Raw genomic sequence first — 15,022 nt, 5'->3', positions numbered from 1 at the left:
CGTAGTGGTCATCGTAGCCGCTCGGGCGGCGCCTGCCGTACTCCGGTCCGGACCGCCGGCGCATCCCCGCCGAGCCGGGCGGCGACCCGGGCCGCGGCCGCCGTCGCCCGGGCCGAGGTGGTGGCCAGGCCGAGGGCGAGGATCGCACCGCCGAGGCCCACCAGGATCCACCAGCCGGCGTGGCTGGCCGACGCGAAACCCGTGGCCACCGGGCCGACCACCGCCGAGGTCACCACCGTCCCGATCACCGCCACCCCGAGCGACTGGCCGACCTGCCGGCTCGTCGACGCGACGGCCGCCGCCACGCCCGCCTGGGCCCGCGGCATGCCGGAGACGGCCGCGTTGGTGATCGGCGCGTTGACCATGCCGAAGCCGAAGCCGAACAGCGCGTACGCGACGAGCAGCAGCACCGCCGGGGAGTCCGCGGTCAGCCGGGTGAGCAGCAAGCCGCTCGCGGCCAGGCCCAGCCCGGCCGCGACCAGCGGCAGGCGCGGGCCGCGGCCGCCGACGATCCGTCCGGACAGCGGCGCGCAGACCAGCATCATCCCGGCCATCGGCAGCGTCCACAGGCCCGCCTCGACCGGGCCGTAGTGCCGGACGTCCTGCAGGTAGAGGGTGTTGAGGAAGAGGAAGCCGCCGAGCCCGGCGAACGCGCACACCGCCGTGACGGTGGCGCCGGTGAACGGCGGGCTGGCGAAGAAGCGCGGGTCGACCAGCGGCTCGGCGACCCGCCGCTCCCACAGCGGGAAGGCGACCAGCGCGGCCACCGCGACCCCGGCCAGGGCCAGGATCAGCGGGGACGTCCAGCCGTTGCCGGGGCCCTCGATGATGGCGGCGGTGCCGCAGCCCAGCAGCAGGACCATCAGCAGCTGCCCGACCGGGTCCAGCCGGCGCGGCCGCGGGGCGCGCGACTCCGGGACGTAACGGATGGTCAGCGCCACGGCGACCAGCGCGACCGGAACGTTGATCAGGAAGATCGACGGCCACCCGGCGCCGTCCACCAGGAACCCGCCGAGCAGCGGCCCCATCGCCATCGAGATGCCGACCACCCCGCCCCACACGCCGATCGCCCGGGCCCGCTCGGCCGGGTCGGTGAAGGTGTTGGTGATGATCGACATGGCGACCGGGTTGAGCATCGACCCGCCGACCGCCTGGAGCGCCCGGAACGCCACCAGCCACTCCAGGCTCGGCGCCAGACTGCACAGCAGCGAGCCGAGCGCGAAGCACAGCAGACCGATCTTGAACACCCGGCGGCGGCCGAAGCGGTCGGCCACCGAACCGAACAGCATCAGCAGCGAGGCCAGCACGAGGGTGTACGCGTCGATGATCCACTGCAGGCCGGACGCCGGGGCGTCGAGGTCGTGCTGGATCGCGGGCAGCGCGATGTTCACCACGGTGTTGTCGAGGCCGACGATGAACAGGCTCAGACAGCAGATCGCCAGCACGAGCAGGCGCCGGCGGCGCCCCTGATCGGCGGGGGCGGTGGGGGCGGAGGGTTCGGACACGGCACGATCCTCCCACCCCCGCCCGCCCCCGGGCGGCTCAGAGGGCCGCGAAGCGGACCGTCCGGGTGGCCGGATCGGCCGCCGCCAGCCGCACCCGGATCAGCCCGCCGAGCGGCAGCGGGGCCGGGACCGCACCGGGGGCGGCCGCTTCGGGGCCGGCCGGCCGGTCGCAGCGGGCCCGGACGGCCGGCTCGCGCAGTTGGACGGTGCCCGAGGCCGGCCGCTTCTCGTCCACGTCGATCACCACCGCCGTGAAGTCCTCGCCCTCCCGGCCCGCCAGCAGCTCCGCCTCCACCAGGTCCACGCACGCCCGCTCGACCTCGGCCGAACGGCGGTCCCCGCTCGCCATCAGCGCCGGCACACCGGGCAGCGCCTCACGCGTCCAGTCCGGCACGTCCTCCCCCGCGGCCACCGCCGCGCACACCTCCTGGGCGAACCGGTCGCCGAGCCGGCGCAGCGGCGCCGTGCAGTGCGCGTACGGCGCCGCCAGCGCCGCGTGGCCCGGATCGGCGGGGGCGGGCAGGCCGCGGGACTCGTCGAACGCGTGGTAGCCGGCGCCGCGCAGCAGCCCGGTGCACTCGTTGAGGAACGCGGCGTTGAGCGGCACGTCCGGATCCAGCGAGCGGATCAGCTCCTGGTACGGGAGGCCCTCCGGCCAGGCCACGTCCAGGGCGGCGGCGATCCGGCGCAGCCGCGCGTACGCGGAGGCGGGCGCGGCCGGCAGGGTGCGCAGCAGGCCGACGCCCGCGTCCAGCATCATCTCCGCGGCGGCCATGCCGGTGAGCAGCGAGATCTGGGCGTTCCAGCCGTCGGCCGGGCCGGGCGCGCGATAGCCGAGGACGTACCCGTGCAGGGTCTCCTCCACCTCCTGCTCGGGCACCGGCAGGCTGATCCCGCCGCGCGCCCGCTCCTGCTCCTCGCGCAGCCCGCCGACCGTCGCGAGCAGGGCCAGTTGCTCGTCGGCCCCGCCCAGGTCGACGGCGCGCTGGACGGCCGCGTAGTCCAGGCGGCGGTGCGAACGGACCACGGCGCGGCGCGCGTCCGCGAGCACGACCCCGCCGTCCGCGTCCAGGTCCAGTTGCCACAGCAGCGCCGGGCGGGGCTCGCCGGGCAGGAGGCTGGCGGCGTCCTCGGAGATCCGGGTGGGGTGCAACGGGATGCGGTGGTCCGGGAAGTACAGGGTTTCGACCCGGCGGCGGGCCTCGGCGTCGATCGCCCCGCCCGGGCGGACGAAGGCGGCGACGTCGGCGATCGCGTAGTACACCCGGTAGCCGCCGCCCGGGCGGCGGGTGAGGTGCATGGCCTGGTCGAGGTCCCGGGAGCCGGGCGGGTCGACCGTGAAGAGCGGCAGGTCGGTGGCGTCGTACTCGGGCATCCGGGGCCGCTCGGCCGCCTCCTCCGCCTCGGCCAGCACCGCCTCCGGCCACTCGGCGTGGATCTCCAGTCGGGTCCTGAGCTCGGCCAGTTCCGCGTTGATCCGGGCGGAGTCGGCGGCCTTGACGCGCAGTTTTCGGCGTGGCATGCACGTCAGCGTAGGGCGAATCGGGTGATTCCGGACGGAGGCTCGGCGGCCCCGGGTGGCCCCCTCCGGGGTTTCGGTGGCCTCCGGGTTTCGGTGACCTCCGGGGTACCGGTGGCCTCGTCGGCCTCGGCGGCCTCAGCGGCCCAGGAGCTTCCTGAGGTCGGCGGCGGCGAGGGAGACGGAGTCGTCGTAGCCGCCGGTGGCCAGGCGCAGCACGAAGGCGACGGCGTCGTCCGGGTGCGGGTCGGTGTAGGACTCGCCGTTGTAGTCCAGGAACAGCAGCATCGCCTCGAAGGCGGTGCGCTTGTTCCGGTCGACCAGCGGGTGGTTGCGGGCGAGGCTCTGGCCGAGCGCGGCGGCCTTGGTCCAGAGGTCCGGGTAGGCGTCGGCGCCGAACAGGCTCGCCTGCGGACGGCCGAGGGCGGACAGCAGGGCGCCGAGGTCGCGGATGTTCTCCGGGCCGCCGGCGAGGTAGGTGACGTCGTCGAGGTCCAGGAACTCCGTGGGCCCGGTGGGCCGGGTCACAGGTCCTTCAGCCTCTCCAGCGTCTCGGCGTTGGCCGCGCGGATGCGGGCCACCATGGCCGCCCGGCGCTCGGCCCGGCCGGGCCGCGTCAGGCCCTCCGGCACGTCGGACTGCCGCACCTCGAACGCCAGCTCGGCGGTGTCGCCCCCGCCCTCCCCCTCGGTGACCCGCACCCGCCCGGCCATCACGGCCTGCGCGGCGGCGCGCAGCGCGAACTCCAGCGCCTGCCGCGTCTCCACCGGCAGGTCGGCGGGCAGCCGCACGGACAGGGACTCCTCCACGGCGTCGTCATCCTCGCCGGGCACCAGGTCCAGGGGTCGCAGGGACATCTCACTCACTCTCCTTCGCCACCCACCGTAACGGCCGGTGGACCCTTGCCCCCACCGAATTCCCCCCGCTGTTCCCCCTGGGCAGGGGCAGGGCGCAGCAGCCGAACGGCGGGCCACGGAACCGCAAGCGGGCGGACAGCCGACCCACACTCGCCCCCCACCGAAATACCCCCGGCGCCACGGGCGACAACAGCCGAACGGCGGGCCACGGAACAGCGAGCAGGCGGACAGCCGACCCACACCCGCCCCCACCGAAAGGCCCCGGGCGCCACCGGCGACAACAGCCGAACGGCGGGCCACGGAACAGCGAGCGGGCGGACAGCCAACCCACACCCGCCCCCCACCGAAATACCCCCGGCACCACGGGCGACAGCAGCAGCCGAACGGCGGGCCACGGAACAGCGAGCGGGCGGACGGCCGGCGGTCAACGGACGTAAGGGTCCGTAGAGTTGGGACAGGTGGTCGAACGTGGAGGGGGTCCGGTGATGAGGACGGTGAAGGCGACCGGGGTGGCGGTGTCGGCCGCGTTGGCGGGCGTCGGGGCGCTGCACGCGGTGTGGGCGGTGGCGCCGTGGCCGTTGCGGACGCCGGAGGAGTTCGCGGACACCCTGGTCGGCGCGGGCGACGAGCTGCCGCCGGCGGCCGCCTGCCTCGCGGTGGCGGGGCTGCTCGGGACGGCCGCGTACCTGGTGGCGGCCGAGGCCGGCGCGCTGCCGCCGGTGGGACCGCGGCGGCTGCGGCGGGCCGGAGTGCGGGCGGTGTCCGGGGTGATGCTGGCGCGCGGGATCGGCGGGCTGGCGCTGTTCGGGAACGTCGTCGAGCGTTCGGAGCGGTTCACGCGACTGAACACCCGGTACTACTCGCCGCTCTGCCTGGCCCTCGGTGCCGGGGCGGCCGTGGTCGCGCGGGCGGGTGCCGGGGAGCCGTCGCAGTAGGGTGGCGGGGTTCGGTTGCCACAAAGTGTTGAGGAGTCCGCTGTGCTGGTGCTGTTGCCGCCCTCGGAGGGGAAGGCCGTGTCCGGGGACGGGGGGCCGGTGGTGCTCGACCGGTTGTCGTTGGCGGGGCTGACGACGGCGCGGGCCGAGGTGCTGGAGGCGCTGGTCGCGCTGTGCCGGGGGGACGAGGACACCGCCGCCGAGGTGCTCGGGCTCAGTCCGGGGCTGCGCGGGGAGATCGCGCGGAACGCCGGGCTGCCGTCGGCCGGGGTGCGGCCGGCGGGCGAGGTTTACACAGGGGTGCTGTTCGACAACCTGGGCCTGGCCACCCTGGACGAGGCCGCGTACGGCCGGGCCGAGCGCTCGCTGCTGGTGTTCTCCGGGCTGTGGGGCGCCGTGCGGATCGCCGACCGGATCCCGCCGTACCGCTGCTCGATGGGCGTGAAACTCCCCGGCCTGGGGGCACTCGGGGCGTACTGGCGGAGCGCGATGGCCCCCGTGCTCCCGGAGGTCGCGGACGGGCTGGTGCTGGACCTGCGCAGTTCCGCGTACGCGGCCGCGTGGAAGCCGGCCGGCGAGGTGGCCTCGCGCACGGCGACCGTCCGGGTGCTCCAGGAGCGGAACGGCAAGCGCACGGTCGTCAGCCACTTCAACAAGGCGACGAAGGGCCGGCTCGTCCGGGACCTCCTGGTGGCCGGCGCCGAGCCGAAGACCCCCGCCGAGCTGATGGACGCCCTGCTGGAGCTGGGCCACCGGGTGGAGCTCGCCGCGGAGGGCACGGCCCGCAAGCCGTGGCAGCTGGACGTCGTCGTCACCGAGGTGCACTGACGGTGTGAGGCGGGGCCCGTGCCCCGCCTCACGGTCGGGTCAGCGCAGGTGCGACGTGTCGTTGAGCAGCCGCACCGACGCGTTGCCGTCCGCGTAGTACTGGACGGCGCACAGCGAGGCCGCCGACAGCTCCATCCGGTACAGCGAGTCCGGCGGGGCGCCGAGGGCCAGTCGGACCAGCGTCTTGATCGGGCTGACGTGCGACACGACGAGGACCGTCCGGCCGGGGTGGCGGGCGATGATCTTGTCGCGGGCGACGCCGGCCCGGTGGGTGAGCGTGGTGAAGCTCTCGCTGCTGCCGGTCGGCTTGGCCTTGGCCGAGCCGAGCCACGCCGTGAGGTCGTCCGGGTAGCGCTCGCTCACCTCGGCGAAGGTCAGGCCCTCCCACGCGCCGAAGTCGACCTCGCGCAGGCCCTCCTCGTACCGCACCTCCAGGCCGAGCCTGGCCGCGACGGTCTCGGCGGTCTGCCGGGTGCGCTGCATCGGGGAGGCGACGACCGCCTGGATGCTGCCGCGCGCGGCGAGCGCCTCGGCGGCCCGCTCGGCCTGCCAGCGGCCCTTCTCGGAGAGCTCCGGGTCGCTGCCGCCGCTGCCGGAGAAGCGCTTCTCCGGGGTGAGCGCGGTCTCGCCGTGGCGCAGCAGCACGAAGGTGGTGGGGGTGCCGAGGTCGGCCGGGGCGGCCCAGCCGGCCTTGGGGGCCGCGGTCTCCAGCGGCGGTTCGGCGACGGCCGCCGCGGCCGGCGCTGCCGCGGCGGGCTTCCTGGGCTCCCACTGGCGGCCCGCCTTGCCGGCGTCCATGGCCTCGTTGGCGAGCCGGTCGGCGTCCTTGTTCCGCTCGCGCGGGATCCAGGTGTAGGTGACGCGGCCCCGCGGGAGGACGGTCTTCGCCTCGGCGGCGAGCGGCTGCATGTCGGGGTGCTTGATCTTCCAGCGCCCGGACATCTGCTCGACGACGAGCTTGGAGTCCATCCGGACGTCCACCGTGGCGTCCGGGTCGAGCTCGCGCGCCGCCCGGAGCCCGGCGATCAGGCCCTTGTACTCGGCCACGTTGTTGGTGGCGTGCCCGATGAACTCGGCGGCCTCGGCGACGATCTGCCCGGTGTCGCCGTCGCGGACGACCGCGCCGTAGCCGGCCGGCCCCGGGTTGCCCCGGGACCCGCCGTCCGCCTCGACGATGAAGCGCGCCGCCACCGGATCAGACGCCCGAGTCGGCGGTGCGGACCAGGATCCGCGAGCAGTTCTCGCAGCGGACCACCTTGTCGGCCGGCTCGGCCTTGATGGCGTTGAACTCGGTGATGGAGAACTCGGTGCGGCAGCCCTCGCAGCGGCGCTGGTAGAGGCGGGCCGCGCCGACGCCGCCCTGCGTCTCGCGCAGCTTGGCGTAGAGCTTCATGAGGTCGGCCGGGACGACGGCGGCGACGGTCTCGCGGTCGCGCTTGACCTTGTCGGCCTCGGTGTCGATCTCGGCGAAGGCGGCGTCCCGGCGGCCCTCGGCCTCGGTGAGGACGACGGTGGAGTGCTCCAGGCGGGCGGTCAGCTCGGTGACGCGGGTCTGGGCGCTCTCCAGGCGCTCCATGACGTCGAGCACGACCTCCTCCAGGTCGCCCTGGCGCTTGGCGAGCGAGCCGATCTCGTGCTGGAGGTTCTCCAGGTCCTTCGGCGAGGTGATCGCGCCGGAGTCGAGGCGCTGCTGGTTGCGGGCGGAGCGGGCGCGGACCTGCTCGACGTCCTGCTCGGCCTTGGTCAGCTCGCGGGCGGTGTCGCCCTGCTGGGCCTGGGCGGCGACGACCAGGTCCTTGAGCGCGGTGTGGTCGGCGGTGGCCTTCTCGATCTCGGCGTGCTCGGGCAGGCTGCGACGCCGGTGGGCCAGCTGGTCGAGCTTGGAGTCGAAGGCCTGGAGGTCGAGCAGGCGGATCTGGTCGGCGGGCGCGGCGTTCAAGCGGAGAGCTCCTGTGAATCGGGTCAGGCGGGGAAGGACATGGGGGCGTGCGCGGTCCACGGGTCGGTGACCCGGTGGGAGACCTTGGTCTCCACGGCCCAGCCGCGCTGGTCGGCGGCGGCCCGCAGGGCCCGCTCGGCCAGGGTGAGCCAGGGCCACTCGGTGGCCCAGTGCGCGGCGTCGACCAGCGCGACCGGGGCCGCCTCGGCGGCCTCGGACGCCGGGTGGTGGCGCAGGTCTGCGGTGACGTAGGCGTCCACGCCGGCCGCCCGGACCTCGGCGAAGAAGCCGTCCCCGGAGCCGCCGCACACCGCGACCCGGCTGATCAGCCGGTCCGGGTCGCCGGAGACGCGGACGCCGGCGGCGGTGGCGGGCAGGCCCTTGGCGACCTGCTCGGCGAAGGCGGCGAGGGTCAGCGGGGGCTCCAGCAGGCCGATCCGCCCGCCGCCGCGGCGGCCGAGCGGGTCGGTCGGGTCCGGCACCAGCGGACCGGTGACGGTCAGGCCGACGGCCTCGGCGAGGGCGTCCGAGACCCCGGGGTCGGCGTGGTCGGCGTTGGTGTGCGCGACGTGCAGGGCGATGCCGTTGCGGATCAGCGTGTGCACCACCCGGCCCTTGAAGGTGGTGGCGGCGACGCTGGTGGTGCCGCGCAGGTAGAGGGGGTGGTGGGTGACGACGAGGTCGGCGCCCCACTCCACGGCCTCGTCGACGACGGCCTGCACGGGGTCGACGGCGAACAGGACGCGGCCGACCTCGGCCTCGGGGTCGCCGCAGACCAGGCCGACGGCGTCCCAGGACTCCGCCCACTGCGGCGGGTAGACCTCTTCGAGTGCGGTGATGACGTCGGACAGTTTCGGCACCTGTCGAGACTACCGTGCGCGCGGGGGCGGTCGGGCCCCGGCCGCTCGGTCTCGGGGGCGGTCGGGGGGTCTCCCGGGCCCGGGCTGCGGGTTCGGCCGGCGTACATGGGTGCCACCCGCGCACGGATGCTCGTCAACCCGCCACGATCCGCCGCTCGCACCCCCCGGGCGCCGGGGGCGCGGGCCGCGCACGCCGGTGCGCCGGGCGCGCGTTGCTCACACCGTGCCCTTCGCACGAATTCGAAACCCGCGCTGGATCACCCTTATGAGTGAAGTGACCGGCTGTGCGTTGAGCCTCTCCCGCCTCGAAAGTAACTTCAGTTCTGCGAACGGCAGTTGCCCCGGCCCGAGGTCGGGATCGCACTCCGTCGGCGCGGGCCGGAGCCCGCCGCACCAGGGGTTGGGCTCATCGCCCCTCATGAGGAATTGCAACGAGGGGCCGTAGCGAGGGGCTGCCACGAGCAGCACGCACCCGTGGGCGGCGGCCGATACGAAGGGATGTGGATGCGGATGATGGGGGCGGGCACATCGCTGCGTACGGCCGGGGGCCCGGGCCCGGTGACCGGCGGGCCGGACGCGGCCGGTCCGTGGCCGCAGGCGACGCGGGCGGCGCTGGCCGGCACCGGAGGCCGGGAGGGCGGCGGGGACTGGGAGGTCACCGCCGGGGGCTTCTGGTGCACGGCCAGGCCGTCCGGGTCGTCACCCTTACCCGGGCAGGGCTGGAAGCTGCACGTCAGCGCGGCCTCGGCGGTGGGAGAGGCGGTGCTCGCGGCCGTCGTGCGGGTGGTCGCCGAAGACCCGTGCACCTTCAAGTTCGCGGCCGGGGAGCAGCGGCTGCGGGAGCTCAACTCACGCAACGGCGACCGCGGTTCGGCGGGCAAGTTCATCACCGTCTACCCGGCGGACGACGGCCAGTTCCGGCGCCTCGCCGCCGCGCTCGACCGCGCGACGGACGGGCTGCCCGGACCCGTCGTGCTCTCCGACCGGCCGTACCGGCCCGGCAGCCGGGTGCACTACCGCTACGGCGCGTTCGCGGCACGCGCCGAGCTCGGCAACGACGGGGAGTACCGGTCGGTGCTGCGCGGGCCGGACGGGGAGCGGGCGGTGGACGTCCGTGGGGCCTCGTACCGGGCGCCGGGGTGGGTGCGGGACCCGTTCGCCCTGCCCTTGGGGCCCGCGACACCGTCGCCCAGGAAGCGGACCGGCGGCGTGCTGCTCGCCGGGCGGTACGCGATCACGTCCGCCGTGCGGCACAGCACCAAGGGCGGCGTGTTCCTCGGCCGGGAGGCGGCGAGCGGCGCCGAGGTCGTGGTCAAGCAGGCCCGCGCCCACATCGAGGTCGACCGCGCCGGAACGGACGCCCGCGACGCGCTGCGGCACGAGGCCGCCCTCCTGACCCGGCTGGCCGGGCGGGGCCTGGCACCGGCCGCGATAGAACTCATCGAGCAGGACGACTCGGTCTTCCTGGTGCAGGAACGAATCGCCGGGCAACCGCTGGGCAGCTGGGTCGCCACCCGCCTGCGGCGCGACGGCAGCCCCGACGTCGACTGGGCCGAGGCCGGACCGATGGCCCGGGCCCTGCTCGACCTCGTCGAGCGGGTGCACGCGGAGGGACTCGTCCTGCGCGACCTCTCCCCCGGCAACGTCATGGTGCGGCCCGACGGCGGCCTGCGGCTCGTCGACCTCGAACTCGCCGCCGAGACCGGCCGGCACGCCGGCGCGGCCGGCACCCCCGGCTACCGCGCCCCCGAACAGGGCCCGGGCCGGCTCAGCCTCGTCACGGACGGCACGTGCGTCGCCGACCCCGCCGTCGACCTGTACGCCCTCGGCGGCCTCCTCTTCCTCCTCGCCACCGGCCACGACCCGCTCCTCCCCGAGGACCTCCCCCACGCCCGCCCCGTCACCGAACGCCTGACCCGCTGGCTCACCCTCGCCGCCCGCACCGGCACCACCGCCCGCCGCCTGGCCCCGGCCGTCCTGGGGCTCCGGGCGGACACCCCGGCGGAACGCTGGGGGGTGGCGGCCGTCCGCGCGGCGGTCTTCGGCGGGGGCGGGGAGGGCACGCCGTCGGGTGCGGGCCCGACCGCCGAAGGCCGGGGCGGGGAGGGCGCGCCGTCGGGTGCGGGCCCGACCGCCGAAGGCCGGGGCGGCGAGGGCACGCCGTCGGGTGCGAGCCCGACCGCCGAAGGCCGGAGCGGGGAGGGCACGCCGTCGAGTGCATCCGGCGCCACACAGCCCCCCAGCGCGCTCCGCCCCGTCGGCGCCTCCGACCTCCTCCCCCGCGATGCCGCACCCGCCGCCGAGCAACAGGGCGGCACGCAGCCCACGGCAGGAAGCCCCGAGGCCTCCGCGCAGTCCCCCAGTGCACTCCGCCTCGCCGACGTCGTTGGCCTCCCCTGGTACGACGCTGCGCCCGCCGCCGAACGACAGGACAGCACGCAGCCCACGACCGAGAGCCCCAAGGCCGACGGCCACCCTGGGTCCGCAACCGCCCACCCGGGTGCGCAGCAGGCCGGGACGGGCCCGGCCGGAGACGCCTCCGCGCAGTCCCGCAGCGCGGTCCGCCTCGCCGACGTCGCCGACCTCCACTGGTCCGACGCCGCGCCGGCCATCGACCTCGACCGGGTGCTGACGGACGGCCTGCGGCACCTCGCCGTCACCGCCACGCCCTCACGGCGGGACCGCCTGTGGCCCGTCGTGGCGGCCGGGGAGCGGACGGATCCGTGCAACGTGCAGCACGGGGCCGCCGGGGTGCTCGCCGTTCTCGCCCGTGCCGCGCTCGTGGGCGGGCTTCCCGAAGACGACGGAACGCTCCGGGTGGCGGCGGACTGGATCGAGCGCCGCTGTGCGGCCGAGCCGGTCGTCCTGCCTGGGCTGCACTTCGGGCGGTCGGGCACGGCGTGGGCGCTCCTCGACGCCGCCCGGGCGCTCGACGACCGCGAACTCGCCGAGCGGGCCTCGGCGATGGCGCTGCGGGTCGACGTCGAGTGGCCCAACCCGGATGTCTGCCACGGCGCCGCGGGGGCGGGCCTCGCCCAGCTGCGGTTCGCCGCCGACACCGACGCCGACACCGACGGCACCGCGGCGTCCGCCTTCCTCGCCCGCGCCGCGCGCGGCGGCCGTGCGCTCCTCGCGGCCGCCCGGCGGGAGCCGTACGGGCTGGTCTGGCCGGTGCCGAGGGACTTCGACTCGGCGCTCGCCGGGATCACCCACCTCGGGTTCGCGCACGGTGTCGCCGGGGTCGGCGCCTTCCTGCTCGCCGCCGCCGAGGCCACCGGCGATCCCGCGCTCCTGGCCGGTGCCGTCGAGGCGGGCCGCACGCTCACCGCCACCGCCCGCCGCGACGGCGGCGGCGGCGCCGGCACCGGCACCGGCACCGGTCCCGCCTGGTGGCCGCAGAGCGCGGACGACGCCCCGCACATCCGGCTCCCGCACTGGTGCAGCGGCTCCTCCGGCGTCGGCACGTTCCTCCTCCGGCTCTGGCAGGTCACCGGGGACGCCACCGCCCACGAGCTGGCGCTCGCCGCCGGGCGGGCCGTGCTGGCCGGCCGCTGGCACAGCGGGGTGAGCGCCTGCCACGGTCTGGCGGGCGACGGCGAGTACCTGCTGGACCTCGCCGAAGCCACCAGTGAGCGCGAATTCCGCTCCGGGGCCGAGGAGTTGGCGCACCTGATCGCCGCCCGCTCCGCCCTCCGCGACGGCCTCGTGGTGCTCCCCGACGAGACGGGCACCGGGTGCGCGCCCGGCTACGGCACCGGCACCGCCGGCGTGCTCGCCTTCCTGCTGCGCCTGCGGCACGGCGGCCCCCGCCTCTGGGTGGACCCGGTGCCGCCCGCCACGCGCCGGCCGGCCCGCGCCACGGACGAGGTGGGCCGACCGTGAACGTCGCCGCCCCGACCCGCACCAATGCGCTGCGCCGTCTGAGCTTCACCTTCGCGCCCGACGGCAGCCACGCCGCGTGCCTCGCCTCGGCCGCCGACGGCGGCTGGTACGCGGAGAGCTGGCTCCTCCCGGCGGACGGCGGACCGGCGGCCCCGACCGCGCTGCCGCTGTCCGGCAACCGTTCGGAGAGCCTGCGCTCGCAGCTGGTCTCGCTGCCGGACGGGTCGGTCCTGATCTGCCGGCACGACGGCGAGCGGCACGACCTCGTCCACCTGTCGTCCCGCGAAGGCACGTGCACGGAAACGCAGTTGGCGACGCTCCGGATGCCCGGCCTGCGCCTCCTGCCGCTGCCGGCCGGCCGCACCGCCCCCTCCGCCCCCGTGGCGCTCGCGCTCGGCACCGACACCCGCCCGGCGACCACCGTCTGGCTGGTCCGGACGGACGGCAGCGAGCCCGAACAGGTCGCCGAGGTGCCGGGTCTGCACGGCGGCGGGGTCTGGCTGGACCACACCGGGGCGCTGCTCGCCCTGGACCGGGTGAGCGCGGGGATCGTCCGCACCGTCGTGCTGGACGTGCGCAGTGGCGCCGTCACCCCGCTGCTGGAGATCGGCGAGCGCAGCAACGACCGCCTGGTCCTGTTCGACCCCGACAGCCGCTTCGCGATGGTGCGCAGCGACGCGCCGGGCACCGACCGGCTGGGCTGGGGCGTGCTGGGCGGCGGCGAGCCGCTGCGGTTCCCGGAGCGCCTGCACGTGGCGGGGATGTTCCTGCGGCCGGTGGCGCTGCGGCAGGCGGCGGACGGGCCGCGGGTGGCGGTGCAGATCGACCACGGCGCGGGTTCGGCGCTGGCGCTGTGGCGGCCCGCGGCGGGACGGCTGGACCCGCTCCCGGTGCCGCCGGGCCGGCTCGGCGCGGTCGGGCACTGGGGGGAGGCGGGGCTGCGGATGCCGTACTCGGCGCCGGACCACCCGGCGGCGCTCGCGGCGCTGGACGTGGACGCACTGCTGGCACACGGCCCGGCGTCCCCCACGTCCGGACCGATGCCGCTGCCCCTCCAACTGGCCCCGCTGGGCTCGGGGTTGCCCGGCCCTTGGCGGGACACGGTGCTGCCGTGGCAGCCCGGCTGCGCACGCATCCCCCGTACGCAGCCGCCCGGTTGGCGGCTGGACGGCAGCACGGCACCCGGCGACGGCGGTCGCTGGCAGCCTGCCCAGAGCATCGAACTCGCGGGCCCGGCCGGGCCGTTGGAGGCCGTCGTATACGGCGGCGACGCGTGGCTGAGCAGCCCACACCTCGTCCTGGCGCTGCACGGCGGCCCGGCGGACGCCTGGCGGCTGGAGTTCGACCCGGCCCTGCAGCGGATGGCCGCGGACGGCCTGGCCGTGGTCGCGCCGAACCAGCGCGGCTCCACCGGGTACGGCGTGCCGCACGCGATGGCGATCCGCGGCGCGTGGGGCGGGCCCGACCTGGACGACGTCCTGTACCTGCTCGACGGCCTCGCGGGGCAGCGCGCGGCGCTCGGCCTGGAGCCGCCGTCGCTGTTCGGCGTCAGCTACGGCGCGTTCCTGGCCCTGCTGGCGGCGGCACACGCCCCGGCCGAGCACGTGGCGCGGTGCGCGGTGGTCGCGCCGTTCCTGTCCGGCGCCCGGCTGCTGGCCGAAGCGGCGCCCCCGGTCCGGGCGTTGACCACCCGGCTGGGCGGCGGCGAGCAGATCGCGGACGCCCGCGGGCCGCGCGACGTGCTCCAGCTCGCGCACCGGCTGAGCGCCCCGCTGCTCGTGGTGCACGGCAACCGGGACGAAGTCGTCCCGGTGAGCCAATCCCGTTCGCTGCGACACGAGTTGCTGCGGATCGGCCGGGTCGAGGGCGCAGACTTCCGGTACGTCGAGGCGGCCGGCTCCGGGCACGAGGTGCTGGCCGAGGAGGGCGCGGCCGTGCTGCACGAGCTGCTCGCCGCCTTCCTGCGCACCGGCCGGCCGGGCTGACCGGCCCCGCACGGCGACACACCCCACAGACTCCCGGGCCCGACGGCCCGGGGCACCACCCCGGCGCGGCGGACGGAGCCGCCCGGGGGCGATACCCGGCGCCCGCAGGCAGATCGCGGCGGGCGCGCACTCAAGGGGAGGAACAGATCATGGAGAACATGGTGGACTTCGAGACCGACCTCGCGGCGCTCCAGGAGCTGCCGGAGAGCGAGTCCGTCGAGCTGACCGGCCACGGCGCCGGCTGCCAGTACACCTGCCTCATCCTGACCTGCCTGATCTTCACCATCAACTGATCACGGCAGCGCCAGGGTCCTCCGATGACCCACGGGCGCCGTCCCGCCTGTCCGGACCGGCGGGACGGCGCCGTCCTTTTCCCCGACTCTCCTGCAGGAGCGCCCACTTGCCCCGCCGACCCGACGGACCGACCCTCGCCCTCGGCCTCGCGCTGCCCGTCGAGGCCGCCACCACGCTCGCCCTGCCCGCCGCCCTGGCCGGGGCCGTCGACGCCGTCCTCGCCGGCGCGGGCCGGTCCGCGACCGGCGCGTTCGCGCTGCTCGCCCTCACCGTGGGCACGGCCGCCGCCGCCAACGCCACCGCCGCTGCCGCCGGACCGGCCGGCGCGGCCGACGCCACCGCCGCCCTGCGCGGACGCCTCGTCCGGCACCTGCTCGACCTCGGGCCGGGCGGCCGGCTGCGCGGCGGGCCGCCGCCC

Annotated in this window: 12 protein-coding genes and 1 pseudogene; 6 read left to right on the top strand and 7 right to left on the bottom strand. The window is 76.3% G+C overall.

Annotated features, from left to right (window positions below; genetic code table 11):
• Positions 1-8: 8 nt before the first annotated feature.
• The 4 genes from ACFVU9_RS22385 to ACFVU9_RS22370 all read right to left on the bottom strand — a co-directional run bounded on the left by ACFVU9_RS22385 (position 9) and on the right by ACFVU9_RS22370 (position 3,881).
• Positions 9-1,505 carry an MFS transporter gene (locus ACFVU9_RS22385; protein ID WP_380498974.1) on the bottom strand — a complete coding sequence of 499 codons (1,497 nt, stop codon included), beginning with the start codon at positions 1,503-1,505 and terminating at the stop codon, positions 9-11.
• 37 nt (positions 1,506-1,542) lie between these two features.
• Positions 1,543-3,027 (bottom strand): RNB domain-containing ribonuclease, encoded by a 1,485-nt coding sequence (locus ACFVU9_RS22380; protein ID WP_380443410.1) that lies wholly within the window; start codon positions 3,025-3,027, stop codon positions 1,543-1,545.
• A 135-nt stretch (positions 3,028-3,162) separates the two neighbouring features.
• A complete protein-coding gene (locus ACFVU9_RS22375) occupies positions 3,163-3,552 on the bottom strand; it encodes a type II toxin-antitoxin system death-on-curing family toxin (RefSeq protein WP_380443408.1) in 390 nt (129 codons plus the stop codon).
• Positions 3,549-3,881: a hypothetical protein gene (locus ACFVU9_RS22370; protein WP_380443406.1), complete on the bottom strand. Its 333-nt coding sequence runs from the start codon at positions 3,879-3,881 to the stop codon at positions 3,549-3,551. The genes ACFVU9_RS22375 and ACFVU9_RS22370 overlap by 4 nt, the downstream gene beginning before the upstream one ends.
• Positions 3,882-4,366: 485 nt before the next feature.
• Here ACFVU9_RS22370 and ACFVU9_RS22365 point away from each other — a divergent pair, with 485 nt between their 5' ends.
• Positions 4,367-4,816 carry a DUF3995 domain-containing protein gene (locus tag ACFVU9_RS22365; RefSeq protein WP_387595786.1) on the top strand — a complete coding sequence of 150 codons (450 nt, stop codon included), beginning with the start codon at positions 4,367-4,369 and terminating at the stop codon, positions 4,814-4,816.
• A 42-nt stretch (positions 4,817-4,858) separates the two neighbouring features.
• Positions 4,859-5,644: a peroxide stress protein YaaA gene (yaaA, locus tag ACFVU9_RS22360; RefSeq protein WP_387595783.1), complete on the top strand. Its 786-nt coding sequence runs from the start codon at positions 4,859-4,861 to the stop codon at positions 5,642-5,644.
• Between the two features lie 39 nt (positions 5,645-5,683).
• On the opposite strand, the gene ACFVU9_RS22355 is transcribed toward yaaA, so the two are convergent.
• The 3 genes from ACFVU9_RS22355 to ACFVU9_RS22345 are packed head-to-tail and all read right to left on the bottom strand — an operon-like array spanning position 5,684 to position 8,443.
• A complete protein-coding gene (locus tag ACFVU9_RS22355; RefSeq protein ID WP_387595780.1) occupies positions 5,684-6,835 on the bottom strand; it encodes a bifunctional RNase H/acid phosphatase in 1,152 nt (383 codons plus the stop codon).
• A gap of 4 nt (positions 6,836-6,839) precedes the next feature.
• The gene (locus ACFVU9_RS22350; protein ID WP_380443398.1) at positions 6,840-7,583 is read right to left on the bottom strand and encodes a zinc ribbon domain-containing protein; all 744 of its coding nucleotides are present in this window, start codon (positions 7,581-7,583) and stop codon (positions 6,840-6,842) included.
• A gap of 23 nt (positions 7,584-7,606) precedes the next feature.
• Entirely contained in the window at positions 7,607-8,443 is an 837-nt protein-coding gene (locus ACFVU9_RS22345) for a Nif3-like dinuclear metal center hexameric protein (protein ID WP_380443396.1), read from the bottom strand.
• A 504-nt stretch (positions 8,444-8,947) separates the two neighbouring features.
• On the opposite strand from ACFVU9_RS22345, the gene ACFVU9_RS22340 reads away from it, so the two are divergent.
• The 4 genes and pseudogenes from ACFVU9_RS22340 to ACFVU9_RS22325 form a co-directional block, all read left to right on the top strand.
• Positions 8,948-12,325 (top strand): lanthionine synthetase LanC family protein, encoded by a 3,378-nt coding sequence (locus tag ACFVU9_RS22340; protein ID WP_387595777.1) that lies wholly within the window; start codon positions 8,948-8,950, stop codon positions 12,323-12,325.
• The gene (locus ACFVU9_RS22335; RefSeq protein ID WP_387595774.1) at positions 12,322-14,310 is read left to right on the top strand and encodes an alpha/beta hydrolase family protein; all 1,989 of its coding nucleotides are present in this window, start codon (positions 12,322-12,324) and stop codon (positions 14,308-14,310) included. Before ACFVU9_RS22340 ends, ACFVU9_RS22335 begins: the two co-directional genes overlap by 4 nt.
• Positions 14,311-14,459: 149 nt before the next feature.
• Positions 14,460-14,603, top strand: coding sequence for a VenA family class IV lanthipeptide (locus ACFVU9_RS22330; RefSeq protein ID WP_363659199.1), 144 nt, complete (start codon positions 14,460-14,462; stop codon positions 14,601-14,603).
• Positions 14,604-14,710: 107 nt separating this feature from the next.
• Positions 14,711-15,022 (top strand): annotated as a pseudogene (locus ACFVU9_RS22325) (hypothetical protein); the annotation flags it as partial.

Source organism: Kitasatospora sp. NPDC057936 (assembly GCF_042887525.1).
GTDB lineage: Bacteria > Actinomycetota > Actinomycetes > Streptomycetales > Streptomycetaceae > Kitasatospora.
Note: the sequence above shows the minus strand (reverse complement) of the source record. Positions and strands in the feature narration are given on the sequence as shown.

Coding starts and splice junctions, on each gene's coding strand:
- ACFVU9_RS22340 (WP_387595777.1), top strand. CDS start 8,948: ATGCGGATGATGGGGGCGGGCACATCGCTGCGTACGGCCGGGGGCCCG.
- ACFVU9_RS22370 (WP_380443406.1), bottom strand. CDS start 3,881: ATGTCCCTGCGACCCCTGGACCTGGTGCCCGGCGAGGATGACGACGCC.
- ACFVU9_RS22365 (WP_387595786.1), top strand. CDS start 4,367: ATGAGGACGGTGAAGGCGACCGGGGTGGCGGTGTCGGCCGCGTTGGCG.
- ACFVU9_RS22330 (WP_363659199.1), top strand. CDS start 14,460: ATGGAGAACATGGTGGACTTCGAGACCGACCTCGCGGCGCTCCAGGAG.
- ACFVU9_RS22380 (WP_380443410.1), bottom strand. CDS start 3,027: ATGCCACGCCGAAAACTGCGCGTCAAGGCCGCCGACTCCGCCCGGATC.